Annotated in this window: 21 protein-coding genes and 1 tRNA gene; 11 read left to right on the top strand and 11 right to left on the bottom strand. The window is 28.9% G+C overall.

What is annotated here, in order from left to right:
• Positions 1-345 precede the first annotated feature (345 nt).
• Genes lptC through lptB form a run of 3 tightly spaced genes read left to right on the top strand, consistent with a single transcriptional unit; the run spans position 346 to position 2,231 of the window.
• Positions 346-972, top strand: a complete 627-nt coding sequence (gene lptC / locus CBquer539_RS00225) for an LPS export ABC transporter periplasmic protein LptC (RefSeq protein ID WP_500836470.1) — start codon at positions 346-348, stop codon at positions 970-972.
• Positions 950-1,459 carry a lipopolysaccharide transport periplasmic protein LptA gene (gene lptA, locus CBquer539_RS00220; RefSeq protein ID WP_500836469.1) on the top strand — a complete coding sequence of 170 codons (510 nt, stop codon included), beginning with the start codon at positions 950-952 and terminating at the stop codon, positions 1,457-1,459. Before lptC ends, lptA begins: the two co-directional genes overlap by 23 nt.
• 46 nt (positions 1,460-1,505) lie before the next feature.
• A complete protein-coding gene (lptB, locus tag CBquer539_RS00215; protein ID WP_500836468.1) occupies positions 1,506-2,231 on the top strand; it encodes an LPS export ABC transporter ATP-binding protein in 726 nt (241 codons plus the stop codon).
• A 555-nt stretch (positions 2,232-2,786) separates the two neighbouring features.
• Here lptB and CBquer539_RS00210 read toward each other — a convergent pair.
• The 4 genes from CBquer539_RS00210 to CBquer539_RS00195 form a co-directional block, all read right to left on the bottom strand.
• Positions 2,787-3,647: a metal ABC transporter permease gene (locus CBquer539_RS00210; protein WP_500836467.1), complete on the bottom strand. Its 861-nt coding sequence runs from the start codon at positions 3,645-3,647 to the stop codon at positions 2,787-2,789.
• A gap of 29 nt (positions 3,648-3,676) precedes the next feature.
• Positions 3,677-4,321 (bottom strand): ATP-binding cassette domain-containing protein, encoded by a 645-nt coding sequence (locus CBquer539_RS00205; protein WP_500836466.1) that lies wholly within the window; start codon positions 4,319-4,321, stop codon positions 3,677-3,679.
• A 35-nt stretch (positions 4,322-4,356) separates the two neighbouring features.
• A complete protein-coding gene (locus CBquer539_RS00200; protein ID WP_500836465.1) occupies positions 4,357-4,497 on the bottom strand; it encodes a hypothetical protein in 141 nt (46 codons plus the stop codon).
• 343 nt (positions 4,498-4,840) lie between these two features.
• A tRNA-Leu gene (locus CBquer539_RS00195) sits at positions 4,841-4,923 on the bottom strand.
• Between the two features lie 470 nt (positions 4,924-5,393).
• Between CBquer539_RS00195 and CBquer539_RS00190 the strand changes: the two genes are divergently transcribed.
• Entirely contained in the window at positions 5,394-6,293 is a 900-nt protein-coding gene (locus CBquer539_RS00190; RefSeq protein ID WP_500836464.1) for a LysR family transcriptional regulator, read from the top strand.
• Between the two features lie 33 nt (positions 6,294-6,326).
• Here the strand turns inward: CBquer539_RS00190 and lptG are convergent, their stop codons facing one another.
• Positions 6,327-7,400, bottom strand: a complete 1,074-nt coding sequence (gene lptG, locus CBquer539_RS00185) for an LPS export ABC transporter permease LptG (RefSeq protein WP_500836463.1) — start codon at positions 7,398-7,400, stop codon at positions 6,327-6,329.
• 5 nt (positions 7,401-7,405) lie between these two features.
• Complete coding sequence (locus CBquer539_RS00180; protein ID WP_500836462.1) at positions 7,406-8,527, bottom strand: LptF/LptG family permease; 1,122 nt, start codon at positions 8,525-8,527, stop codon at positions 7,406-7,408.
• A gap of 264 nt (positions 8,528-8,791) precedes the next feature.
• Between CBquer539_RS00180 and CBquer539_RS00175 the strand changes: the two genes are divergently transcribed.
• The 5 genes from CBquer539_RS00175 to CBquer539_RS00155 all read left to right on the top strand — a co-directional run bounded on the left by CBquer539_RS00175 (position 8,792) and on the right by CBquer539_RS00155 (position 15,547).
• Entirely contained in the window at positions 8,792-10,297 is a 1,506-nt protein-coding gene (locus CBquer539_RS00175) for a leucyl aminopeptidase (RefSeq protein WP_500836762.1), read from the top strand.
• A gap of 115 nt (positions 10,298-10,412) precedes the next feature.
• Positions 10,413-10,865 carry a DNA polymerase III subunit chi gene (locus CBquer539_RS00170; RefSeq protein WP_500836461.1) on the top strand — a complete coding sequence of 151 codons (453 nt, stop codon included), beginning with the start codon at positions 10,413-10,415 and terminating at the stop codon, positions 10,863-10,865.
• Positions 10,866-10,876: 11 nt separating this feature from the next.
• Positions 10,877-13,732, top strand: a complete 2,856-nt coding sequence (locus tag CBquer539_RS00165; protein WP_500836761.1) for a valine--tRNA ligase — start codon at positions 10,877-10,879, stop codon at positions 13,730-13,732.
• 278 nt (positions 13,733-14,010) lie between these two features.
• Positions 14,011-15,039 (top strand): ornithine carbamoyltransferase, encoded by a 1,029-nt coding sequence (gene argF, locus CBquer539_RS00160; RefSeq protein WP_500836460.1) that lies wholly within the window; start codon positions 14,011-14,013, stop codon positions 15,037-15,039.
• 103 nt (positions 15,040-15,142) lie between these two features.
• Entirely contained in the window at positions 15,143-15,547 is a 405-nt protein-coding gene (locus tag CBquer539_RS00155) for a Rid family detoxifying hydrolase (protein ID WP_500836459.1), read from the top strand.
• A gap of 311 nt (positions 15,548-15,858) precedes the next feature.
• On the opposite strand, the gene gltP is transcribed toward CBquer539_RS00155, so the two are convergent.
• From gltP to dnaB, 4 genes are all read right to left on the bottom strand, one after another.
• Positions 15,859-17,148 carry a glutamate/aspartate:proton symporter GltP gene (gene gltP, locus CBquer539_RS00150; RefSeq protein WP_500836458.1) on the bottom strand — a complete coding sequence of 430 codons (1,290 nt, stop codon included), beginning with the start codon at positions 17,146-17,148 and terminating at the stop codon, positions 15,859-15,861.
• A gap of 717 nt (positions 17,149-17,865) precedes the next feature.
• A complete protein-coding gene (locus CBquer539_RS00145) occupies positions 17,866-19,509 on the bottom strand; it encodes a Na+/H+ antiporter (protein ID WP_500836457.1) in 1,644 nt (547 codons plus the stop codon).
• A gap of 408 nt (positions 19,510-19,917) precedes the next feature.
• On the bottom strand, positions 19,918-20,382 hold the full coding sequence (ssb, locus tag CBquer539_RS00140) for a single-stranded DNA-binding protein (RefSeq protein WP_500836456.1): 465 nt from the start codon (positions 20,380-20,382) through the stop codon (positions 19,918-19,920).
• Positions 20,383-20,788: 406 nt separating this feature from the next.
• Positions 20,789-22,168 carry a replicative DNA helicase gene (gene dnaB, locus CBquer539_RS00135; protein ID WP_500836455.1) on the bottom strand — a complete coding sequence of 460 codons (1,380 nt, stop codon included), beginning with the start codon at positions 22,166-22,168 and terminating at the stop codon, positions 20,789-20,791.
• Positions 22,169-22,726: 558 nt separating this feature from the next.
• Between dnaB and zur the strand changes: the two genes are divergently transcribed.
• The gene (zur, locus tag CBquer539_RS00130) at positions 22,727-23,200 is read left to right on the top strand and encodes a zinc uptake transcriptional repressor Zur (RefSeq protein ID WP_500836454.1); all 474 of its coding nucleotides are present in this window, start codon (positions 22,727-22,729) and stop codon (positions 23,198-23,200) included.
• A 222-nt stretch (positions 23,201-23,422) separates the two neighbouring features.
• Here the strand turns inward: zur and ubiA are convergent, their stop codons facing one another.
• Positions 23,423-24,295, bottom strand: coding sequence for a 4-hydroxybenzoate octaprenyltransferase (gene ubiA / locus CBquer539_RS00125; RefSeq protein ID WP_500836760.1), 873 nt, complete (start codon positions 24,293-24,295; stop codon positions 23,423-23,425).
• Between the two features lie 347 nt (positions 24,296-24,642).
• On the opposite strand from ubiA, the gene CBquer539_RS00120 reads away from it, so the two are divergent.
• Entirely contained in the window at positions 24,643-26,265 is a 1,623-nt protein-coding gene (locus CBquer539_RS00120) for an inorganic phosphate transporter (protein ID WP_500836453.1), read from the top strand.
• Positions 26,266-26,486 lie beyond the last annotated feature (221 nt).

Here is a 26,486-nt window from a genome sequence, read left to right as displayed (position 1 = left end):
TATGTATTATAAATCAAAAATTGAAAAATACAAAATATTTCAAATATATCCTTAAATAAAACATATAATACTATATATTTTCAATGTTAAATGTGAAAATATTAATAACTGCTTGTAAGTTTATATGTCGAAACGATTGTCTTATGCTCTATCTTATTCTAGATATTTAAATTATATGTATTTATAATATCGTATATTTTACATGTGTTTTATCTTAAAACACTACTGATTAATAGTCATAACAATAGCATTTAATTTTATGTCACCGCCTCCAAGAATGTCTTTTATTGTTTAATATTACAAACAAATATGGAATTATAATTATTAACTATGAGATACAATATAATGTTTTATACATTAAAATTAATAAAAAAAAATAATAAAATACGTAAAAAAAATAAAAAATATACTTTTCCTTCAATTGTATCGATATTAATAATAATATTTTTATCAATTATTGCAAAAAAATCATTAACCAGGTTTAATACATCACTACATTCATCAACTAACAAAGAAATATATACTCATCAAGGTAGTGATGTATTAATTAACATATACGATAACAAAACAGGACAACTTAAATTTAAATTAACCGCACACTGTATTCAACATTTTTCAGATAAAAAAATTACCTGGTTTATATATCCTAAAGTCATTGCTTTTGATGAAAAAAATACTCCAATATGGCAAATTACAGCAAATCAAGCTAAATTAAATTATGAAAAAATACTATATCTATACGGACATGTTTATATTAAAAATTTAATAAAAGACGCATACTTTCAATCCATTGTGGCAAACAAAGCGACAATTAATTTAATAACTCAAGATATTATTTCAAATGAAAAAGTAACTATATATGGTCATTGTTTTTATTCTGTTGGAATGAAAATGCAAGTTAATTTACATACGAAAACAGCAAAATTAATTGACAATACACAAACTCATTATGAAACCCAACATACTTGGTAAACATAAAATAATATTTACTTGTATCAATATATTTTTGATATTTACGCATTCTTATGCCTTAACACACAAAAAATCTCAAATAGTTCAAATTTATTCTGCATGTCAGGCAATTAATATGCTAACTAATACAATAGTATTCACGGGTCAAGTGATGCTTAAATATAAAAATATTGATCTCCATGCAGATAAAATACTAATCTCTCATACAGAAGATACACATCATCTATCTACGATAGAAGCGCATGGAAATCCTGTCACTTTAAATCAGACGCAGTCAATGGGAATTGTAACATTAGCTCGATCATTGACAATACATTACAACACCCACGACAATACTATTACTTTCATTGGTAATGCTTATATAGAACAATCAGGCAACTCTATACAGAGTGATAGGATCATATATTCCATAAAAAATAAACAAATAAAAGCTATTTCAAATCAAGGAAATAAAGTTATAACAACTTTATTAACAAAATTAATCTAAAACATATTTAATACAACACTATCCAATTAGTTATAAATTTAATTTCATGGCAATACTTACTATAAAAAATCTATCTAAAATTTATAAAGGACGATATGTGGTTAAAGATATAAGTTTATATATAACTTCTGGAGAAATTGTTGGATTGTTAGGGCCAAACGGTTCAGGAAAAACTACAACATTTTATATGATATTAGGAATTGTGCGCCATAACTCCGGTAGTATTTCGCTCAGTGACAAGGATATTAGTATGTTACCAATCTATCTTAGAGCTCGATTGGGAATAAGCTATTTACCTCAAGAAAGTTCAATTTTCCGTCGATTGACTGTATTTGATAATTTAATGGCTATATTACAAACCCAGCGCAATCTTGATACAAAAAAACGCAATAAACTCATAATAGAATTAATGAATAACTTTCATATCAGTCATTTAAAAAATAATATTGGACAGACATTATCTGGAGGAGAACGAAAACGTGTAGAAATTGCACGAGCGTTAGCTTCTAATCCTAAATTTATATTACTTGATGAACCTTTTTCTGGAGTAGACCCGATTTCAATCATAGATATACAAAAAATCATTAAACAACTTAAAGATCGTGGGCTTGGAGTATTGATAACTGATCATAATGTAAGAGAAACATTACGTATATGTAAACGAGCATATATAGTTAATCAAGGTAAATTAATTGCTCATGGATCTCCTGATGAAATATTAGATGACCAATATGTGCAACAAATATATTTAGGAGACATGTTTAAACTGTAAACAATAATTCAATGCCATATAATATATTAATCATTAAAATTAAAATAAACTTTTAAAAAAAATTAAAGATTATTTTAATCATTACTAAATATCTTGAAAACTTAAAATTTAATATTTTATATATTATTAATACCACAAAATATAATGCTTTAAATTAAATTCTACATGAGTAGAAAAGATTGATAATCTAAATAAAATAAACATGAAATCATTAATGCGATGAATTATAGGTACACAGATATTGTATTTGATACTTATACAAAATATTTATGGCGTTAACTAAATAATTGCAATAAAAAGTAATTTCAAAATAGGCATTAATATATTAATTATTATAGTAATCCATTCAAAACCCTTATAAATTACAACATTTCATAATATCAAACACATTTCATATTTGTCAAAAATTAACAATATTTTAACTAAAAACAGTACTTTTACTGATAAACATAAATAAAACTAAAACACGTCGGATATTATCAGATATATCTGATACAACAACTTAATTCTTTTCTCAACATAAAAAATAATTAGTTACATAAACAGCACAAAATATTATTTTTTACGATATATAGAAAATAAAATACCTTTGTTTCTTCCGAATAACACCGAAATTAAAAACACTATACTCCCACATAGCACTATAGTAGGGCCCGCTGGCAAAGACATATAAAATGCTCCAAGTAATCCTATCCATGAACATAATAAAGCAATACATACCGATAACAACAGCATATTTATTAAACTCTTAACCCAACACCGAGCTGATAGTCCAGGCAACATCATTAAACCGACAGACATTAAAGTGCCAGTTACTTGAAAACTTGCTACCAAATTCAATGTAACTATTGATAAAAAAATTATTTGAATGTATCTCGATGTCTCAGTATCATTACCTTTTAAAAAACCTGGATCAAACGTTTCAATAATTAAAGCTCTATAAAGTACTGCGATGGTCAATAAAGTTATTGTACTAATCACCCCAATACACTTTAAATTTAACAAATTTACAGATAAAATAGATCCAAATAATAAACCCAACAAATCTACATTAGGACCATGTAGTGACATTAATGTAACTCCTAACGCTAAGGACCCGAGATAAAATCCAGCAAAGCTAGCATCTTGTTGCAACAATGTTTTTTCGCTAATCCAATTAGATAATATCGCGACCACTAAACCAGAAATAAACCCTCCTATGCTCATTATAACAAATGACATACCAGAAAAAAAATATCCTATAGCTACACCTGGTAATACGGCATGAGATAACGCATCTCCCACTAAACTCATACGTCTTAATATTAAAAAAATACCTATTGGTGTTGTACTAATAGATAACACACAACAAGCGACTATTGCTCTGCGCATACACCCGTAATTAATAAATGGATCAAATAAGATATTGGTAATCATTCAAAATTTCAAAATTAAATTTCTCATATTTATATAGATGATTTCCAAACACTACAAGAATGAGTTAATGATAGTATATTAGAAAAATATTCAGTTACTAATTCATTGTTATGTAATACGGCAATCACAGTACATCCGTGTCTACACAGTAGATTTACAGCATGTATCATTATTTTACAAGTATTTATATCAATTCCTTGAAATGGTTCGTCCAGTAAAACTAACGATGCTTGTTGCGCTAATATTCTAGCAAATAACATACGTTGCACTTGTCCACCTGACAAGGTTTCTATATATTGATTCAATACATCTAACAATTTTACCTGTTCTAAAGAACGCCAAATCACCGCTCTTTGATGCTTATTAAGTCTTTTTAATAAATTTATTCTCGGCCAACAACCCATGGATACTACATCGAATACAGTTAACGGAAAATGGTGATCTATATTTTTATCTTGAGGTAAATAACCTATACGCGGTCTACCTTTTTTTCCAAATTCTAATCGACCAGAAATTGGAGGCAACAAACCACCTAATGTTTTCAATAAAGTAGATTTTCCTATTCCGTTAGGACCTATAATTGCAATCATACTACCATACTTAATACGACCGCTTACGGATGGGCTCACATTACGCCCATAGTACCCTGCTACCAAATTATACAATGTCATCATAGTTTTTTATAATATATACATATATATAAATATTGTTACGGCAACAAGGAAGACCAAAGAATAGCAGCCCATAAACACAGCAATATAACCAACGCTATGAGAATCCGAATCCATCCCGAAGCAATAAACAATCTCATACCAATAGATAGGCGTTGTTTAGAATAAAATAACCCCATAAAATTCTCGTAATAACCTAGTTATGTTATAACATCACATCTATTAAAAAAAACACCCTATTATTTTACTTTACCCACATAACTACACACTAAATTTAATCTCAAGTTTTAATATATTCTATAAGCTTTTTAATATTCACTTGAATACTTTTGTTATGGCTAACAACATCGCCGATTATATTTAATATATAAACTCATTTTCCATAAAAATAATTTCATTTATCATTAAAAAATTAATATTTATTTGTTTTAAAATGAGATTAAAACATATATTCAGAGTTAAAATTTAAAATATCTATTCATTTAAACTTTTTTTTATTATTACTATTACTATATATAAAACTGCCGAAGGCCGGACTCGAACCGGCATGCCATGAAGGTGATTGATTTTGAGTCAATTGCGTCTACCTATTTCGCCACTTCGGCACAATACCCATATGTATAATCTCTTTTCTACAGCACTACATAATTATCAAATTTTATAAAATTTTAAAAAATATTATTCAACACACAGAATCAATTTATTTGAAAATCATTAAATTTAATATTAAACTTTGTAACACATAATACCATTGTCTATAAACTACAATTAAAGTACTAAAATAATTCACAGATAATCTGTAAATGTTACTCATTGGTGAAGATTTAATTGTTAAATACATTATTTTAATATTACTCATAATAATAATAACAAAATATATCAAAAATTTTTATTCATATCAACTATATCATCACTTATGCGTCTTAAGTCACACAAATATGCAATATCGTGTTCATACTCGATATATCTGTTATTGATACAAATATTATGGTTGATTACATTAATATATTTTACTCTTCTATATTTATACATTATAATACCTGGTAAAATAAATATTACATGAAAATTTTATTATATGAATAATTTTGATTTCAACTTACTGGTAGTGCTCAATGCGCTACTGGAAGATAATAGTGTCAACCTAGCAGCGAAAAAATTAAACGTCACTGCTCCAGCTATTAGCAAATCTTTAAATAAAATACGCATCCTATTTAACGACCAAATTTTAGTTCGTAGTGGTACCAAATTAATCCCAACACCTAAAGCAGTCTCTCTAAAAGAAAATATTAAAGAATTAGTGAATCGTATTGAATCAGTATTTAATAGCAACGTAATATTTGAACCCAAAATCACTACTACATCATTTACTATTGCATCAAATAACGCCATTTTTTTTATACTTAACACTATCTTGTTTCAAGAAATTCAAGACACAGCGCCTAACGTATTTATTAATTTAGTAAATGATTCAGACTATGATGACAATTTTTTACGTAACCATACCATAGATTTATATATAGGCGAGATACGTGCACTTAACCCTGAAATAACTATTCGAACTATCTACGTATCCAAGTGTTGTTTTATATGTCGGAATCATCATCCTATTTTATCTAAAAATAGAAATATGGATAATTTGTTAAAATATCAATTCATTAAAACCAAACATGAATATTTAAGTAATTCCGATGAAAGTAATAAATATTTTTGGTCAGAACGCAATATAATTGGTATTACTCCAGAATATATTACCACTGTAAATACTGTCATGCATTCCGATGCATTAGCAATAATTCCGGAATTTGTATTAACAATCGCACAAAGATTAAATATACCAGTAACACATTTTAATACTGATTTTAACTTAGGGAAAAGAAATGTCATTCAAGCATGGCACTCTAAACACAACCATTCTCCTTCTCATAAATGGCTACGAGAATTCACTAAAAACATTTTTTTAACTAAAATAATGTAAGAATTTGTTAAAAAATTTTTAAATTTAATAAAATTATGAATATATCCACATAATAATTACACTAATTACTAAAAATATTATGCTAGGCGATATTGATCCAACTATTGGAGAAATACCGTGTGTAGCACTTAATATTCCAAATATTTGATTTAAAATGTAAAATAAAAATCCCACCGTACTTCCTACAAATAACCTAATGCTTGTCTTTTTTTTATGTAATGGCCCAAAAACACATGCTAACGCCGTTATGGTCATAGCCGACCCAGAAATAGGAGATAATATTTTGTTCCAAAACATCATCTGATAATACTTAGCATTTTGACCAATTTTTTTAAAATATTTAGCACAATGATATAATTTAGAAATAGATAAAACATTGGGATGAGTAATCATCATGGACAGTCTATCTGGAGTTAATAGAGAATTCCATTCAAAATATGGTGCTTTTTTATTAGTAATGCGCATTTCCGAAGAAACATCTAATTCATTTACATCAATCAAATGCCAGACTTTATTGATAAATACTGCTCGTTCGATATAAAATATCTTTTTTAATTTTTTTTCTTCATCAAAATGATATAATTTCACTCCGAATAATTCATTACAAGCTATTACACGCTCAACACAAACAAAATCATTGTTATCTATAAACCATAGATTTTTAATTTTTATAGGAAACACAGAAGTATCATGTTGTGATTGATTGCGATGCATGCACATGATTTTTTCGCTATTAGGTACTACCCATTCGTTAAAAATTATACTGAATAATAGTACAGGAACAGAAGCTTTTATAACTGATAAAGCAATTTGTAATTTGCTAAATCCAGAAACCTGCATTGCTATCAATTCATTATGTACTTCAAGCATACTTAAACCTAAAAGACCGCCTAACAAAGTAGCTGTAGGGAAAAATAATTCAAAATCTTTTGGTAAACTTAAAATAATGTAAACAACAATTTCAAAGATAGAACAATTTCCCTCTCCTATTTTACGTAATTCATCAACCAATCTAATTACGCTAGATAAAGATAACAATACTAAAAATACCACTGTTGTATTCGATATGATCACTTTACTAATATAATAATTTAAAATACCGTACATATACACTATATTTTTATGTAATTACGACGACATATCTTCAAAACTAATTTTTTAATACAAGAAGTATCCCATAAATTTAGTAACAAGGGTATTAATAAATAAACACCATTAATAATCCATATCCATACTATAGGATTGATTTTCTCTGAGAGAGCATAGGAACGCAGTAAAATATGTAAAATAAAAAAAATTGTATACAAAAAAACTATTAATAAAAAATTCATTAAATGATTATACGAAACAGTAGTAATTAATACTGTCGTAATCATTGACATAATAAAAATAGATACCAACAAAGTTAAACGCCAATGCAACTCCACATGCATCTCTGGTTGAATAGAACACCATAATTGATATATAGACATACGATCAATAGACTCTTTTGCTTGAAACAATGCCTTAAAAGTGCTATTGATCATCAGTTTATACTGAGAAAAATTAGTAATAAATACATCTTTATACAACTCACATTTATCATAAATTTCATAATATGTGCCTTTTTCTAGAATAATGAATCGGGAACCATCAAAATTTTGATGAACACTACCTTGATCCGCAGTGATAATTATAAACATATTATCTTCTTTGTCTCGGTTTGTTTGTGCTAAAAAAACATGTTTTAATTTATTTCCCTCAATGCTATCCGTAAAAAAAGTCAAATATTTAGTAGCCAATGATTGAAATTTCTTTTCTGAAAAAACAACTAAATTAATGTTTTCCTTTATTTCATACAATAATTTACTTTGATAATTAGAGCAATAAGGAGATAGCCATGCTACATTAATTGTAGCAAATATCATGATAATCCCGCTAAAAAAAAACATACTTTTTATAAAAACATATTTATCTACAGCACAAGAGTACATAGCTATAATTTCATTGTAAACATGTAATCGATAAAAAGTTACTAACACACTCAAAAATATACTAAAAGGGAGAAGCAATTTTCCCGCCTCTGGCATACTTAATACAAGACACAAAAAAATAAAGTATATTGAAACGTTGCTATCTGTCACCAAACCCAACATCTTGATCAATTTTTGACAAAAACAAACTAAAAACAATAACGTTAAAATGATTAACTGATTTCTACATGTTTCTTTTAATATGTATTTAGTTAATATCATTATTTTGCTTAAAAAAACTTGTGTTTATATGAAAAAATAAGTATCGTGATAATAATAGATTATAATATTGAAAGATAATACATATGCAGTTATTTATAATAATGATAATAAAATTTTCTCATTAAGTTATAAAACAAATTTATATAGTGTAATAGTATACTTAACTGCTTTATACAAAGTTAAAAATTGTAAACATTGTGACTGATTTATTTTTTTAATAAATATGTCGTTTGGCATACTTATTTATATACAGGCAAGATTATGATAAAATTTAGCGTTACCAACAATCACCTAGAATCATATACTGATAGTTGTATGATTACTGGCATATTCGAAGAATCACACTTATTTCCCTCAACAAAAAAAATTGATAACATAAGCAAAGGATATATCGGTTCATTATTGCATCGTGGAGCATTATATGGAAAATTAGCACAGACACTCTTGTTATATGATGTACCTCATTTTCCTAATAGACAAATTTTATTAATTGGTTGTGGAAAAAAATCCGATTTTAATGAAAATTGTTATAGGAAATTAATTCGCAAAGTAATAATTTTATGTAAAGAGATGTCTATAGTTAGGATATTATTTCTTGTAAGTGAATTAAATATAGAAGGATATGATAATTATTGGAAAATAAGACAAACAATAGAAATCGTTAACGAAGAATTATATGTCTTTAATAAATTTAAAAATAAAAAAACTGAGTTAAATCAATCATTGAATGAAATAATATTACGTATACCCAATGAAAACGAATTAAAATGTTGCAAACAATCTATTAGAGATGGATTATCTATCGTTCACGGGATAAAAATAGCTAAAGATCTAGGAAATATGCCTCCTAATTTTTGTACTCCTGATTACCTTGTCAACCAAGTTAATGAATTGTCTAATTATGACAATGTCACAACAAACATAATTGATGCCGTAGAAATGAAAAAATTAGGTATGAATGCTTATTTAGCTGTAGGAAAAGGTTCTAACTACGCCCCAACAATGCCTATAATTAAATATGAAGGACATCCTAACGGATCTAAAGTGTCTCCTATTGTATTTATAGGAAAAGGGTTAACCTTTGATTCTGGTGGGATTTCCATTAAAGAATCGAACAAAATGGATGAAATGAAATATGATATGTGCGGAGCTGCTACAGTATATGCGGTGATGTGTGTAGCTATAGAACTTAACTTACCATTAAATATTATTGGAATACTTGCTATTTGTGAGAATATGATAAGTCACACTTCATTTCGTCCAGGTGATATTCTGACTACTTTATCGGGACAAACAGTGGAGGTATTAAACACTGATGCTGAAGGCCGTTTGGTATTATGCGATGCATTGACATACGCAGAACGTTATCAACCTGATGTTGTAATAGACATAGCTACATTAACTGGAGCTTGTGTCGTTGCTTTAGGACATCACTTTAGTGGTTTAATGTCCAACAATGAAAATTTATCCAACGCACTAATTACAGCTGCGGAACAAACTAAAGATTATGTTTGGAAATTACCATTAGACGATGTATTCCAAACACAATTAAAATCCACGTGTGCAGATATGACCAATGTTGGAGGAAAACCTGGAGGTGCTATTACAGCTGGATGTTTTTTACAAAAGTTTGCTTATAAATATCATTGGGCACATTTAGATATTGCTGGAACAGCATGGGTATCTAATTATTGTGATAAAAGCGCTACGGGACGTCCCGTAGCGCTTTTATCACAATATCTAATCAACAGATCATCCCGTAAAGTTTAAATTATTTTTAAAATCAAATTAACTTAATGATAGTATACACAAAGTACTTTGTTGGCTCAAACAAATAAATATGATTAATTAATACCATAAAAACTAATAAAAATTTTAATAACATATGAAACATGGAACTTTCTATTTACTATCTCAAGAATTTAAACAAAACAATAGACTTAACTGCATAGAACAGCTTGTTTGTAAGTTAACAAGCACACAATGGAGATCTGGTAAAAGCATTTTAATAACCTGTGAAAATAAATATCAAGCTGTAAAAATAGACGAAATATTGTGGATATTTGATCAAAATGCATTTTTACCACATAATCTGTTTGGAAAAAACGTCCAACACGCTCCAATAATTATATATTGGGATCAATGTTGTTATGATAATAAACCAAGAGATCTACTGATAAATCTTATGCAAAACAATATGAGCTTTTTTTTTAATTTTAACGAAATAATAGATTTTGTGCCCATACCTGACATTTTAAAAAAATGGGCACGACATAGATACCTATCCTATAAAAGAAACGGATTCCAAATGAATGTTGTTAATGTATCAATTTCATGAGTAAACATATCGTGGAAAACACATATAATCCTAAAAATATAGAAGAACCAATTTATAAATTTTGGGAACAAGGAGGCTACTTTAATCCTCATGGAAATACAGCTCAAGAAAGTTATTGTATTATGATGCCTCCGCCTAATATTACAGGTCAATTACATCTAGGTCACGCATTTCAACAAACTATTATGGATGTCTTAATTCGTTATCAGAGAATGCACGGTAAAAACACTTTATGGCAAACTGGCACAGACCATGCTGGTATTGCCGCACAAATACTAGTAGAACAGAAAATTTATAACGATACAGGTAAAACTAGGGACGATTATACACGCAATGAATTAATAAAAATGATTTGGGCATGGAAGAATCAATCTGAAAAATTTATTACTTACCAAATGAAACGATTAGGAAATTCAGTAGATTGGAAACGAAAACGTTTCACTATGGATGCAGATATGTCTTACGCGGTAAAAGAAGCTTTTATTCGTCTATATCAAAATAATTTAATTTATAGAGGAAAAAAACTAGTAAATTGGGATTATAAGTTACAAACCGCAATTTCTGACTTAGAAGTTATAAACAAACCAATAAAAGGTTTCATGTGGTATTTACACTATAAATTAGACAGTTCTGCTATCACTGCAAGTTCAAATTATTTAATTATCGCAACAACACGCCCAGAAACTATATTAGGAGATACTGGCGTTGCAGTACACCCAGAAGACTCTCGATATCAACATCTGATTGGAAAATATGTTATTGCACCAATCACTAATAGACGTATTCCTGTTATTTCTGATAAACATGTGGATATGTTTAAAGGGACCGGTTGTGTTAAAATAACTCCTGCCCATGATTTTAATGACTATATTATAGGAAAAAAACATGGATTGCCTATGATAAATATTTTTTCACATGATGGAAAAATTCTGAAAACACCAGAGGTATTCAACAGTTACGGACAACCTAATGATCAATTGCACTATGACATTCCTCAAATGTTTCATAATCTTAACAGTTATGACGCACGAAAAAAAATAATTTCTGAATGCAACACCCTTAGATTATTACATAATATAGAACCTCATAATTTAATAATCCCATATAGTGATCGCACTGGAACTATAATTGAACCGATGTTAACTACTCAATGGTATGTACGCGCTAAAAATTTGGCGCAACAAGCAATAAACGCGGTAGAACTAGGTATAATTAATTTTGTTCCAAAACAATATAAAAATATGTATTTTAGTTGGATGAATAATTTGCAAGATTGGTGTATTTCTCGTCAAATCTGGTGGGGACATAGAATTCCTGCTTGGTATGACAATAATAAAAAAATATATGTAGGACATTGCGAACAAGACATCAGAACACAAAACAAATTAAATAATGACATAATATTACATAGAGATCAAGATGTACTAGATACATGGTTTTCTTCCGCTCTTTGGACATTTGCTGCTTTGGGTTGGCCTAAGCGTACTGATTTATTAAACATTTTTCATCCTACCAATATTATAATTAGTGGATTTGATATCATATTTTTTTGGATCGCACGCATGATTATGTTAACTATGTATTTCGTTAAAAATAATAACGGATCAGCTCAAATTCCTTTTAAAACTGCATATATTACCGGTCTTATGCGTGACGAATCAGGTCAAAAAATGTCTAAAACTAAAGGTAACATCATTGACCCAATGGATATGATAGATGGAATTTCAATAGAAAATTTATTAAAAAAACGTACAAAAGATATATTACACCCACAATTAACTAAACAAATTATAAAACATACTAAAAAACAATTTCCTAATGGCATTAAACCTCATGGAACTGATGCTTTAAGATTTAATTTAGTAGCATTAGCATCATCTGGACGTGATATACACTGGGATATGAAACGACTAACAGGTTATCGTAATTTTTGCAATAAATTATGGCATGCAAGTCGATTTGTCTTAATGAATACTAAAAATCAAGATTGTGGTATATCCGCCAAGGAAAAATCATTTTCCTTGGCGGATCGTTGGATCGTTACAAAATTTCAACAAACAGTACAAATTTTTCATAAAAAAATAGAAATTTATCGCTTTGACAAAATAGCAAATGTTTTACATGAATTTATTTGGCATCAATTCTGTGATTGGTACTTAGAGTTAACTAAACCAACACTTTATCATGGAAATGTGTTAGAATTACGCGGTACACGTTATACATTAATTACGCTACTAGAATCACTGCTAAGATTAGCGCATCCGATTATTCCTTTTATTACAGAAAAAATTTGGCAAGAAGTTAAAATGATTACTGGAAATAAAGGGGAAACTATCATGTTACAACCATTTCCAAAATATGATGCATCCATAATTGATACAAAATCTATAATAGATCTGGAATGGATCCAACATACTATAATGGCAATACGTACCATTCGTATAAATATGAACATACCATATAATACACCCTTAGAAATAATATTTAGAACTACTTCATCAGAAGTTAAGAGACGTATTACAGAAAATTCTAATATTTTATACGATATTGCTCAATTAAAAAGTATCAACTTCATTTCTTCAACAAATAAAATCTACCCAAAATCAATAACAATACCTTTAGATGCAGCAGAATTATTAATCTGTATACCAGAAACGTTTAACAAAGAAATTGATACGAATAGATTAAAAAAAGAATTAGAATTAACAAACCATAAAATTGAAGCAATACAAACATTGCTAGATAATAATAATTTTACGAATCGCGCGCCAAAATCTGTCATAAAAAGTAAGCAAGAACTATTACATTATTATGAACAAATTCGAAATAAATTGATTGATCAATATAGTACAATGATAGAGTTGTGATTATTACAATCACAATATCTAGAAAAATAAACTTTAGTAATACAATTTTATATCCATATGTTGAAAAATATACCAGCAAAAATAAACAACAAATTTATTTCATTATTTTTAAACATTACGAATAATTGTTCATACTATGGTTACATCAAAATTAATTTATATACATTTAAATCATTTTTATATTACAATAAAACTTGTTTTTTTAAATTAATTCTTTTCATTTATATACAAAAAACGTCGTGATTATCTTTATATCAAATATTTTAGGCAAATAACACATGAATCAATTATATAAACGATCTTTCTTACGCTTAATAGATTTCACCATGGATGAAATTAAATATCTATTAAAATTATCAAATCATTTAAAACATCAAAAAAATACACAAACTGAAATCCAAAAATTAAACGGGAAAAATATTGTACTTATTTTTGAAAACAATTCAACTAGAACAAGATGTGCTTTTGAAGTAGCAGCATTTGATCAAGGTGCATGTGTAACCTGCTTAACTCCAAATATTAGTCAAATTGGACATAAAGAATCTGTTAAAGATACCGCTAAGATATTGGGGCGTATGTACCATGGAATCCAATATCGTGGGTATAATCAAGATGTAGTTACTACATTTTCGCAATACTCTGAAGTCCCAGTATGGAATGGACTTACCGCAAAATTTCATCCAACACAATTACTTGCTGATCTTATGACCATGCAGGAACAACTACCACATAAAACGTTTAATCAAATGAAATTGGCTTACATAGGAGATGCAAAAAATAATATCAGCAATTCTTTATTAGAAGCTGCAGCAATAATGGGATTTAATTTAAGATTAGTATCACCTAAAACATTTTGGCCAACACAAGAACTATTCAAATACTGTCAAAATACTGCGCAACGTAATAATGGAAACATTATTACACTTACTGAAAATATTTCCAATGGAATAAAAGATGCAGATTTTTTATATACCGATGTATGGGTATCTATGGGAGAAAATGAAAAAGTGTGGGAACAACGCATTTCTTTATTATCACCATATCAAGTAAACCGGCGTATGATTCATAACACTGACAACCCGAATGTAAAATTTTTACATTGTTTACCAGCATTGCACGATAACGAAACTACTATTGGTAAGAAAATAGCAAGAAAATATAATTTACATAATGGTCTAGAAGTAACAAACGACATATTTGAATCTCCGTATAGTATAGTGTTTGATCAAGCTGAAAATCGCGTGCATACCATAAAAGCTTTGATGCTGGCAACGCTACTCCCTGATCCTGATCTCAACAATTTTTGATAACGATAGAAATAGATTTCATTTTATATAAATACTAAATTTAATGTCTTATTTTTTGATATAAAGATAATAACTAATTATACTTATTAAGAGGATCGGCCATATGGATCGCGTCGTTATCAATACAAAAAAAGCCCCTATTCCATTTGGGCCATATGTACAAGCAATAGATGCAAGAGGCATAATATTTGTATCCGGGCAAATAGGAATTTGCCCGGATACAAATATTATGCCTGATAGCATCTATGATCAAACATATCAATCATTAAAAAATATTAAAAATATCATAGAAACTGCTGGCCTACAAATTAACAACATTATTAAAACTACATTATTCATGATTAATGTTAATGATTTATCAATAATAAATATTAGCTATAAAAAATTTTTTGATGTATCTTCTCCTTGCCAAGATAAAATTTTACCAACACGTTCCTGCATAGAAGTTTCTAAATTACCAAAAGGCGCTAAAATAGAAATTGAAGCCATCGCAATACGTTTTTTATAAAACAGACCACATCTTCGTAAAAAAAATAAGCAAACATAACAAATAATAATTGAATGATTATTTCATACAATCCTTATCATGAATAAACTCGTTTCTATAATTTTATACTGTCAATAAAAAAAATATAAATATATGTATACTTGATCAACACAAACTCAATCATCTCTCTATCTATTTGAGAGAATAAAATAATACAATAAACAATCTTTTATCATTAATACCGCATGTGATTTTTTAAAAATAAATACCCGATAATGCGCATTTATGTGATCTTATACTTGCAGTAATTACATAACAAACATATTTATTTATTATTTATTTGATAAAATTTCTGATTCATACATAAAAGCCTGTTCTGCATCATATTGATTCTCCCATTTTGCAATTACTAACACTGCTAAAGCGTTACCTATGACATTTAATGCGGTACGACCCATATCTAATATTCTGTCCACTCCTGCTATAAATGCTAATCCCTCTAATGGAATACCTACACTACCTAATGTAGCTAGTAACACCACAAAAGAAACTCCAGGAACACCAGCGATACCTTTAGAGGTTATCATTAGAGTTAATACTAAAATAATTTCCTGACTTAAAGACAATTCAATACCATATAATTGGGCAATAAAAATAGCAGCAATACTTTGATATAAAGTTGATCCATCTAAATTAAAGGAATATCCAGTAGGCACCACAAATCCAGTAATAGTTGATGGAGCTCCATAAGCTTCCATTTTTTCTATAATACGTGGTAATACAGTTTCTGAGCTAGCAGTAGAAAAAGATAAAATGAGCTCTTCTTTTAAAATACAAATTAGTTTCCAAATTCTAAGATTACATATACGCGCCACTATACCTAACACCACTAACGCAAAAAAAACAATAGCACCGTAAACTAACAATACAAGTTTAGTAAGAGGTAATAAAGAACTAAATCCAAAAGTCGCAACTGTAACTGAAATTAAAGCAAATACTCCAATAGGAGCATAACGCATAACTATATGTGTTACTTCAAACATAGTATCCGCTATAGCATTAAATATATCTAATAATGGAGTCTTAGTTTTGTCTGGTAATGTAGCTAATCCAAGCCCAAAAATTACTGAGAAAAAAATCACTGGTAACATATCTCCTCTAGCCATAGAATCAATAATATTCGAAGGAATCAACGATAACATAGTATTTACTAAATTTGACTGTATTTCAGATGTAGTCTGCTCATACATAGAAATATCCGTTTTAGAAAGCACAGACATATCAATTCCATAACCAGGATGAAGTAAATTGGCAAAAGTTACACCAAGTACTATAGCAAGCGTTGTAATAATCTCAAAATAAATAATGGTCTTTAAACCAATACTCCCAAGCTTTCTAGCATCTCCGATTCCAGCAATTCCGACTACTAATGTAGCCATTACAATGGGAACTACGATCATTTTTATCATACGAATAAAAATTTCTCCAGCCGGAGAAAGAAATGTGGCAATCACCCAATCTTTTGATTCTGTCTGATTATGCAATACAATTCCTAAAACAATACCCAAGTTTAAAGCAAAAAAAATTTTCCAAGCAAGGGTAATTTTAAACTTTTTAACCATCACATTTACCCCTTAATTACAATGAATTATTTTGTTATTATTTATCATAAATTCGGAAATAGTGCGTTTCAACCAACTTAAACAAATTTTTCTCTAAAAAATCTTTATTAAAAATTCCAATGCACACCAAAACACTACTAACTAAAAATATGAATTAATTCATATAAAAATCACTTAATTTTTGCAATCAAAAAAAAATTCATGCCATAAATTATTTGTTAAAACATATTACTATGAAAAAACAAAACTCAACACAACATCTATTCATGTGCATTGAGTAATATATAAAAACCTAAGACCTAAAACTACATATTAATTATTCATTAATACATCACCGTATGTATTTTAATGAATAACATCAACATTAATATTTTATAAAGTTATAAAATAAAAATACATCTAATCGTTTTAAACGCCCATATTAAAGAATAATGTTATCTATTGTTTAAGTCAACCATTAACAATTAAATATCAATTTAGGTTAACTTTATTTTGTTAACAGTTGACGTTCAACGTCAACTGTTAACAAAATAAAGTATCGTACTTACTACAACAATACCATAATAATGTTACAACTATCATAATGATCCTTATAGATTTTATAAAACTCCTTGGTATCAATTATACATCATTTCCATACAAAAACCATAAATTAAACTTTTATAAGAAAATACTAACATTTAAAATCTTCACAACAAAACCATAAATACACTAATATTATTCATGTTCTGCCAACAAAGCTTCTAAAAAATCTAAGTCGCGTAGCAATTTCGTTAATGTTTCGTTACTAATTTTTTGTTGTGCGCGCAAATGATAATATTCTCCTCGTTCAGCACGTAATGCATTTAATCTCATACGTCTCTCTAACTCTTCGATCAACATAGAATGCGCATCATCATTACCGTCTACACGACGGCGTAAGTTACCTATAACACGCGCACTTACTTCATTAATAATTTGGCTATCAATATTTTCTTCCTGACTATACATTAACCGCTCTTCCAGTTTATATAAACTTTCAATAGCTACTTCTGCCGCTATAGCCCGTGCCATACGCTCTTCTTTTTGTTGTAGTAACTTATCAGATACTATAATGCCCTGTAACAACCATGGTAGAACAATTACACCACATAATAAAGAGAACAAAATGACGCCGGTAGCAATAAAAACTAATTGGTAACGAAAAGGAAAAACCGACCCATCTCTTAAAAAAAGTGGTATTGAAAGTACTCCTGCTAATGTAATAGCACCACGCACTCCTGCAAAAGAAGCAATTAAAATTTCTCGTATACTATATTCACCAAATACCATTGGCCGTTTAGTCATACAATGCAAACTTATATTCTTCATTAACCATAACCAACCAAATCTAAGTATCATTAATGCGGCATAAATAAGAATTACATATACGAATAACATCCATGTTTTAATAGTTGGATCCATTTCTGCCTGTGAAATAGAGGTTGATAAAATATCTGGCAATTGCAATCCAAGCATAATGAATACCATACCATTAAATACAAATTCTAGCATTGTCCAAACGCTATTTCCTCGTAAACGCATAGCTAACGGTGCGTTTCTAATTATTCCAGATTGACCAATAGTCATACCCGAAGCAACTGATGATAATATTCCAGATACCCCAATATGCTCAGCAACTAAATATGCCGCAAAAGGTAACAATAAAAGAAGTATTGTTTGAGTAGCAGGATCACCGCCACTCCAATGAGTAATAAATCTTAATGATTTACTATATCCCCAGGTAATAATCACACCCGCCAATAAACCACCCATAGATACCTTGATAAATTCTATAGAAGCTCCGCTTACACTAAAGACCATAGTGCCCATAGCCACTGAAATAGCAAATTTAAGAGATACCAAGCCTGATGCGTCGTTCATCAAAGCTTCTCCCTGAAGAATATCCATAAGTTTTTTGGGGATACGTCCTTCTCCTACAATACCTGAGAGCGCTACTGCATCAGTTGGAGATAAAACCGCTGCCAATGCCAATGCTGCTACTAACGGCATTTCTGGTATTATCCAATGAACTAAATATCCAATACCAATCACAGTAATGATAACCAATACCAATGCTAATATCACAATTTCTCCTCCATGACGTAAAAACTCCCTCATTGGAGTTTTCCACCCGTCAGAAAATAATAATGGAGGAATAAAAAGTAATAAAAACAATTCAGGATTAAAATCTACATGTAATCCAAATCTAGGCCAAGCCAACAAAGCTCCTAATACAATTTGCATTAAGGGTAATGGAATTTGAAATGGCAAAATTCGTGTTATCACTCCTGAAATGGAGACAGCTAAAGTAAGAATAAGAATCGTAAAAAAAATCTCCATGCTTTAAATCTCACTGTATCCCAAAATAAATATTATACCTATAAATGTAGTATTAACGTTTATATTTATTCATATTCTACATAAGTATGGTATGCTTATAATGTGTTTATACATATAATAGATTGATATATATATTTACAAAATAGACATATTTTTTATACGTTCTTAACAATATAAATTTTTATATGTTATATATACGTTCTTGCGATAAATTTTTTGAATATTGTCAAATATTCAATATGACTAAATTAATTAAATAGCGACATAAAAATACAGATACATATCTTATGAATTTTTGTAATTAAAATAACATGACAATGAAATTTTTTAGGTTGATGCGCTAAAACAGGTATATAAGCATGCACAATAAAAAGGTTAAATGATACATATTATATATTCCCAAACTTTCTAGAAAGGAATATCTTCTTCATCAAAATTAACATTGGATGTATTATCACCCGACATTGTTTTTTCACCGCTGTTTATTACATTCTGATTATCTAATGATATACGTTCTTCCATATGACGGCTGCCCAACATTTGCATTGCGCCTCCAATATTAACAATAATTTCAGTAACATACCGATCCTGTCCATTTTGATTTTGCCATTTTCTGGTTTTTAACGATCCTTCAATGTATACCTGAGAACCTTTATGAAGATATTCTGACGCAATTTCTGCTAATTTTCCGAATAACACCACGCGATGCCACTCAGTTTTTTCTTTAAATTCATTGGTTTTCTTGTCTTTCCAAGATTCAGTGGTAGCTACTGAAATATTAGTCACCATATTACCACTAGACATATAACGAGCTTCTGGTTCCTGTCCAAGATATCCAATCAAAATAACTTTATTAACCCCCCTATTAGCCACAGTTCCTCCGTTGATTACCAAATTGATTGTATAGTCATATACAGATAATTTTAAAAAATTTTAATATTTTATTAAACGCAATTATTTGATATATGATTTAATTAATTAGCACAATTGATATACATACAAAATGTAGACCAATATTATTATCAATATTTTTTATCTAAACTCTTATACAATATAAATAAATATATTATATAAAATTAATTTTATTTGTGTCACACAATACAATAATCTCACATTATTTTATGGATATCATGCAAATTAGTTCATTCCCATCCTATTAAATGTTGTTCTAAAATAAAGGCATCATTATAAATAATATGCATAACTTATATATTATCTTTTATAGGATGAAAAATAATATATTATCATACGTATAATAGAGCCGCATCACTAATTTCGATTAATATTGACTAGATTCAACATAGTTATCAAATCGAGACCATTGTCCGTTAAATATCAATCGTATGGTTCCAACAGGACCATTTCTTTGTTTTCCCAGAATAATCTCAGCAATACCTTTCATTTCGCTATTTTCATGATATACTTCATCACGATAAATAAACAAAATTAAGTCAGCATCCTGTTCTATTGCTCCAGATTCACGCAAATCTGAATTAATAGGATGTTTATCAGTACGTTGTTCTAAACCTCTATTTAATTGAGAAATTGCTATAACCGGTATTTTTAATTCTTTAGCTAAAGCTTTTAATGATCGAGAAATTTCTGAAATTTCTAACGTGCGATTATTAGATAAGGATGGAACTCTCATTAATTGTAAATAATCAATCATAATTAAACTTAAACCATCATGTTCACGGCACAACCTACGAGCACGTCCGCGCACCTCAGCAGGTGTCAAACATGAGGAATCATCAATATATATATTACGTTTTTCTAAAAGAAGTGACATTGCGCTAGAAATTCTTTCTCGGTCTTCATCATTCAATCGTCCCGTACGAATACGTACCTGATCAACACGAGACAACGAGGCCAACATACGCATCATAATTTGATCACCAGGCATTTCTAAACTAAATATTAATACTGGCTTTTTTTCAGTCATTGCAACATGTTCACATAAATTCATAGCAAAAGCAGTTTTTCCCATAGAAGGGCGTGCGGCTATAATAATAAGATCAGATTTTTGAAAACCATCAGTTTTTTTGTCAAGATCTTTATATCCACTAGATAAACCCGTAACACCGCCGTATTTTGGTCTATTACATGCCCGCTCAATGTGAGCAACTGTGTTTTCCAAAATAAAATCTATTCCTTTTGGATTAAGATGATGATTGCTTTTACTATGCGAAATTTGAAAAACGAGAGATTCAGCTAAATCTAATAACTCATCACTGCTTCGACCTTTAGGATTATATCCAGCATCAGCGATTTTATTTGCTACAGCAATCATTGTACGTATTACCGAACGTTCACGTATTATATCAGCATATGCAGCTACATTAGAAGCACTAGGAACATTCTTTGACATTTCTGCTAAATACGCAAATCCTCCTACTAATTCTAATTTTCCTTGAATTTCTAAGGATTCCGATAATGTTATTAGATCAATAGGCTTATTTATTTCTAATAAATGTTTCATTTCATTAAAAATAATTCTATGAGCGTAATTAAAAAAATCATCAGAATTTATTTGTATTGATATATACTCCCACTGAGCATTATCCAACATTAAACCACCCAACACTGATTGTTCAGCTTCTAACGAATACGGTGGTATTTTTATATTATTTACCTGTTGATCATGAGAAACATGCTTCATTTTAATATTTTTTCAACATAAATTGCCATTTTTTAACAAGAAATATTCTAATGTTTAAATGTTAAAAAATCATATTTCGCGCCGTAATAATACCATGCAAAATACCTAAAGCAGTTAAATCGATTAAAATCATCATCAAATCATATCTTAAGATATCACAGAACACATATACTTTGGTTTCCTAAAATATCGTAAATGAACTTATGAAGATATACTGAAATATTAAATTGTTGTAGCATTTTCATTAACTAATTATCAAATACTTACAATTTATTATTAGTTATAAACTTAAAACGTACAACACTCCATTGTTATCAACAAATAACATACTTATGTATAATTATCTTGTATATTTCTTAACATTCATTCATTGTGTATTATATACTTATAATTGTAAAATGTAATTAATTATATAAATACCTGATATTTATTTATATGCTATATAATTATTTTTAGCAGTATCTTCTCATCAAAAATATATCTAACATGTATTTGATTTATATCGTTTATGCTGATAAAAATGACTATAATCATTAATAACTAAGAAACAATATGAATATGAATACTAGTATTCAAAAAATCTTAATTCAAATTAAAAAATTATGTGAACAACGATGTGTGCGTTTAACACCACAACGTTTAGCAGTATTACGATTAATATCTCAGCACAACGGAGCTATAAGTGCCTATAATTTACTACATTTACTTCGACAATCTTCACTACCTCATGCAAAACCTTCTACCATTTATCGTGCTTTAAATTTTTTGTTAGAACAAGGATTTATTCATCGTATTGAATCTACCAATAGTTTCATGTTATGCCATTATTTTTTTGAGTTATCACATAACTTTGCTTTTTTTATTTGTAACGGTTGTAAACAAGTTACCGAACAAACAACAAAAGGTATCGAAGAAATTTTGCAAAATATGGCTAAAATTTCAGGATTTACTATGTTTAATAACGTTATCGAAGCACACGGACTATGTCCAAAATGTATTCATATAAGATTAGATTCACATGTTAGGTACTAAAACTATTCATATCCGTGATACACAACAAAGTAAATTTTTTTTAAATATATGTTATATACAGCAATACAATAAAACACTAGTTTAACTTACAATTCATACTATAAATTTATAATTAGCAATTTTATCTCGACAACTAATATCGCTGTGATTACGCATAAATAATAAATACATTCACTCCCTTATATACTTTTGTTATCTGGAGCAAAATTTACTATATTTAAACTAATAGAAACTTGAAGCAATACCTATAAAAACCAACATACCTATATAATTATTGCTCAAAAAAGCCTGAAAATATCTTGTTTGTTTTCTTTGATGAATTAATATTTGTTGCCATACAAATATTATGATGACCCCAAATAACGAAAAAAAATAAAATACTACAGTGAATTGCTCCATCCATCCAATAATTCCTAATATAAATAGGATAAGTAGCTGAAATATCCCTATTAAAAATTTATCCATGCCTCCAAATAATACAGCAGATGACTTTATACCTATATATATATCATCTTCTCGATCTACCATAGCATATTGTGTATCATACACTATTACCCATGCAGTATTCATCCCAAACAATAACCAAGCAGTCCTACTTATAGGACAGTTAATTGCAGTAAACGTCATTAAAATAGGCCAACTAAACAATATTCCTAACATAACTTGGGGAAAATAGGTATATCTTTTAAGATAAGGATATATTCCTGATAATATAAGAGCTATGACAGACAAAAAAATAGTAATGAAATTAAAATTTGAAACTAATACTAAAGCAAAAACAAGAAGCATTGCTAAAGCCACTAATGCTTCCTTTTTAGTAATTGCTCCAGATGGTAAAGGACGTGCTTTAGTGCGTTGAACATGACTATCAATATCATGGTCAACATAATCATTTATTATACAACCCGCGGAACGCATACACAATACACCAATAACAAACACTATTAAAACAGTATTACCTGGTCTACCTCTATGTGATAACCACAACCCCCATAAAGTAGGCCATAATAATAGAAAAAATCCAATAGGTTGATTAATGCGCATTAACTGTGCTAAATTATAGCACTTTTTAATAAAAAAAAACCCGTTTAACATAAAATTAGTAAATAATATAATCGTTGGAACGTTACCAAAAACACTATCAATAATTAATTTCTTTATCGTAGTATATGCAATGACATTAAACATTCATTTCACTGATATTTAATGAAATAGTTACGTATTACTGTATCGTATCTATTGCAATAGATACACTAATAAATATTGTGTTGCATACAATAGGAAACAAATATGAAATATTTGCATAAAAAAAATGATCATACGACAACGAAATATATCATATACATATATGATCATCATAAAAAAATATAATTTTTCTTTTTCTCTACATAGATTCTCTTAGATAATACGAATTTATCATTTTAATAATGGCGTATTTTCTTATGTCACACTTTGTCTTTAATCTAGAAATACATGTCAGTATTATGTTGATTCTTGCATTAATTCTTGTATTTGTTTATGAAGCTATCAATGGTTTTCATGATACCGCTAATTCTGTAGTCACCGTAATTTATACCTGTGCGTTGCGTTCTCATAGCGCAGTATTAATGTCGGGAACATTTAATTTCTTAGGAGTAATATTAAGTGGGTTAAGTGTTGCATATACAATTATTCATTTACTTCCCACATATTTTTTTATGAATACCAACGCTAATCATATTCTAGCTATGATTTTTTCCATGTTATTTGCAGCAATACTATGGAATCTTGGAACATGGTATTTCAGATTACCTACATCCAGTTCTCATACTCTTATCGGAACATTAATTGGAATCGGATTAGTTCACGCAATGATTACACATTGCCCAATGATGCAGGGATTAAATATTCCAAAATTAATTAGTATTTTTTTATCATTGATAATATCACCAATAATAGGTTTAACATTAGCTAGAATCATGATGTTAATATTATGTCGGTACTGGAATAATAAAAAAATACATAAAGATATTCATATAACTCCAACTCAACAAACACAAAAATATGGAAAACCTCAACCATCGTTATGGACTCGTGTTATATTAATTTTATCTGCAGCTGGAGTCAGCTTTTCTCACGGAGCAAATGACGGACAAAAAGGAATTGGGCTTATTATGTTGCTTCTAATAGGAGTAGCTCCGGCAAGCTTTATGCTTAATATGCATGCTACTAGTCACGATATATCCCGTACGCGAAATGCTGTTAACAATTTTTATGAATATTACACTCAACACTACAACAATTACAAAAATATCATACCGTCAGAAATAACATCTATGCCTATATCAATAGCATTAAATCAATTGAAAGCTATTGTTCCTTCCGTCAAAGACCCTACACAAATCCTTATAAATAAGAATAATATAACATGTTTTAATAAATATAAATCTTCTCCAGAGACAGAAGTACAAGTAAAAAAAATGCTCTATGATTTATCATTAACTCTTACTATTATTAATAACGCCTCATTATTACTTTCAAATTTAGATAATTATGCTCAATTAAATATAGATCAACGTTCCCAAATGAGACAATTACTCATCTATATAGTAGATGTTCTCGATCAAATCATAGCGCTTCCAGAAACTTCATATAAAAATAAAAATTTTCTCAAACATTTAAAAGAACATTTACTAAATACAATTGAATACGCACCGACTTGGATTATTATAGCTGTTGCATTATCATTATCCTTAGGCACGATAATTGGGTGGAAACGAGTTGCTACTACTATTGGAGAAAAAATAGGAAAAAAGGAAATGACTTATGCTCAAGGCTTATCGGCGCAACTAACTACGGCTATATCTATAGGCACAGCAAGTTATGCTGGAATGCCTGTTTCTACTACTCATGTATTATCATCATCTATTACAGGAAGCATGCTAATTCGCGGCTGGGGAGTACAAGGGAAAACAATAAAAAACATATTAATAACCTGGTCATTGACTTTGCCTGTTTCTATCATATTAAGCGGAAGTTTTTATTGGATAACATTAAAATTATTACACAAATACATTCAAATATAAAACAAATAAGTTTAAATTAAAATTTAAAAATACTTTTTTCATATTGCTTTATTTTTTGATAAAAATAAAATTTTCACCTCAAACAACATGATACAATTAAACAATTTTGTGAATAACTAGAAACAAAGAATACATTATCTGAATTTAACTAATAAGTTTATTAATGCACAAAACTATCTATCCAACTGTCTACAATCACTATGGAAATACTTTTCACAAAA

The sequence above is a fragment of the Blochmannia endosymbiont of Camponotus quercicola genome (genome assembly GCF_059935335.1).
This window is presented reverse-complemented; position numbering and strand designations above follow the sequence as displayed.

Coding starts and splice junctions, on each gene's coding strand:
- lptC (WP_500836470.1), top strand. CDS start 346: ATGTTTTATACATTAAAATTAATAAAAAAAAATAATAAAATACGTAAA.
- lptA (WP_500836469.1), top strand. CDS start 950: ATGAAACCCAACATACTTGGTAAACATAAAATAATATTTACTTGTATC.
- lptB (WP_500836468.1), top strand. CDS start 1,506: ATGGCAATACTTACTATAAAAAATCTATCTAAAATTTATAAAGGACGA.
- CBquer539_RS00210 (WP_500836467.1), bottom strand. CDS start 3,647: ATGATTACCAATATCTTATTTGATCCATTTATTAATTACGGGTGTATG.
- CBquer539_RS00205 (WP_500836466.1), bottom strand. CDS start 4,321: ATGATGACATTGTATAATTTGGTAGCAGGGTACTATGGGCGTAATGTG.
- CBquer539_RS00200 (WP_500836465.1), bottom strand. CDS start 4,497: ATGGGGTTATTTTATTCTAAACAACGCCTATCTATTGGTATGAGATTG.
- CBquer539_RS00190 (WP_500836464.1), top strand. CDS start 5,394: ATGAATAATTTTGATTTCAACTTACTGGTAGTGCTCAATGCGCTACTG.
- lptG (WP_500836463.1), bottom strand. CDS start 7,400: ATGTACGGTATTTTAAATTATTATATTAGTAAAGTGATCATATCGAAT.
- CBquer539_RS00180 (WP_500836462.1), bottom strand. CDS start 8,527: ATGATATTAACTAAATACATATTAAAAGAAACATGTAGAAATCAGTTA.
- CBquer539_RS00170 (WP_500836461.1), top strand. CDS start 10,413: ATGAAACATGGAACTTTCTATTTACTATCTCAAGAATTTAAACAAAAC.
- argF (WP_500836460.1), top strand. CDS start 14,011: ATGAATCAATTATATAAACGATCTTTCTTACGCTTAATAGATTTCACC.
- CBquer539_RS00155 (WP_500836459.1), top strand. CDS start 15,143: ATGGATCGCGTCGTTATCAATACAAAAAAAGCCCCTATTCCATTTGGG.
- gltP (WP_500836458.1), bottom strand. CDS start 17,148: ATGGTTAAAAAGTTTAAAATTACCCTTGCTTGGAAAATTTTTTTTGCT.
- CBquer539_RS00145 (WP_500836457.1), bottom strand. CDS start 19,509: ATGGAGATTTTTTTTACGATTCTTATTCTTACTTTAGCTGTCTCCATT.
- dnaB (WP_500836455.1), bottom strand. CDS start 22,168: ATGAAGCATGTTTCTCATGATCAACAGGTAAATAATATAAAAATACCA.
- zur (WP_500836454.1), top strand. CDS start 22,727: ATGAATACTAGTATTCAAAAAATCTTAATTCAAATTAAAAAATTATGT.
- ubiA (WP_500836760.1), bottom strand. CDS start 24,295: ATGTTAAACGGGTTTTTTTTTATTAAAAAGTGCTATAATTTAGCACAG.
- CBquer539_RS00120 (WP_500836453.1), top strand. CDS start 24,643: ATGTCACACTTTGTCTTTAATCTAGAAATACATGTCAGTATTATGTTG.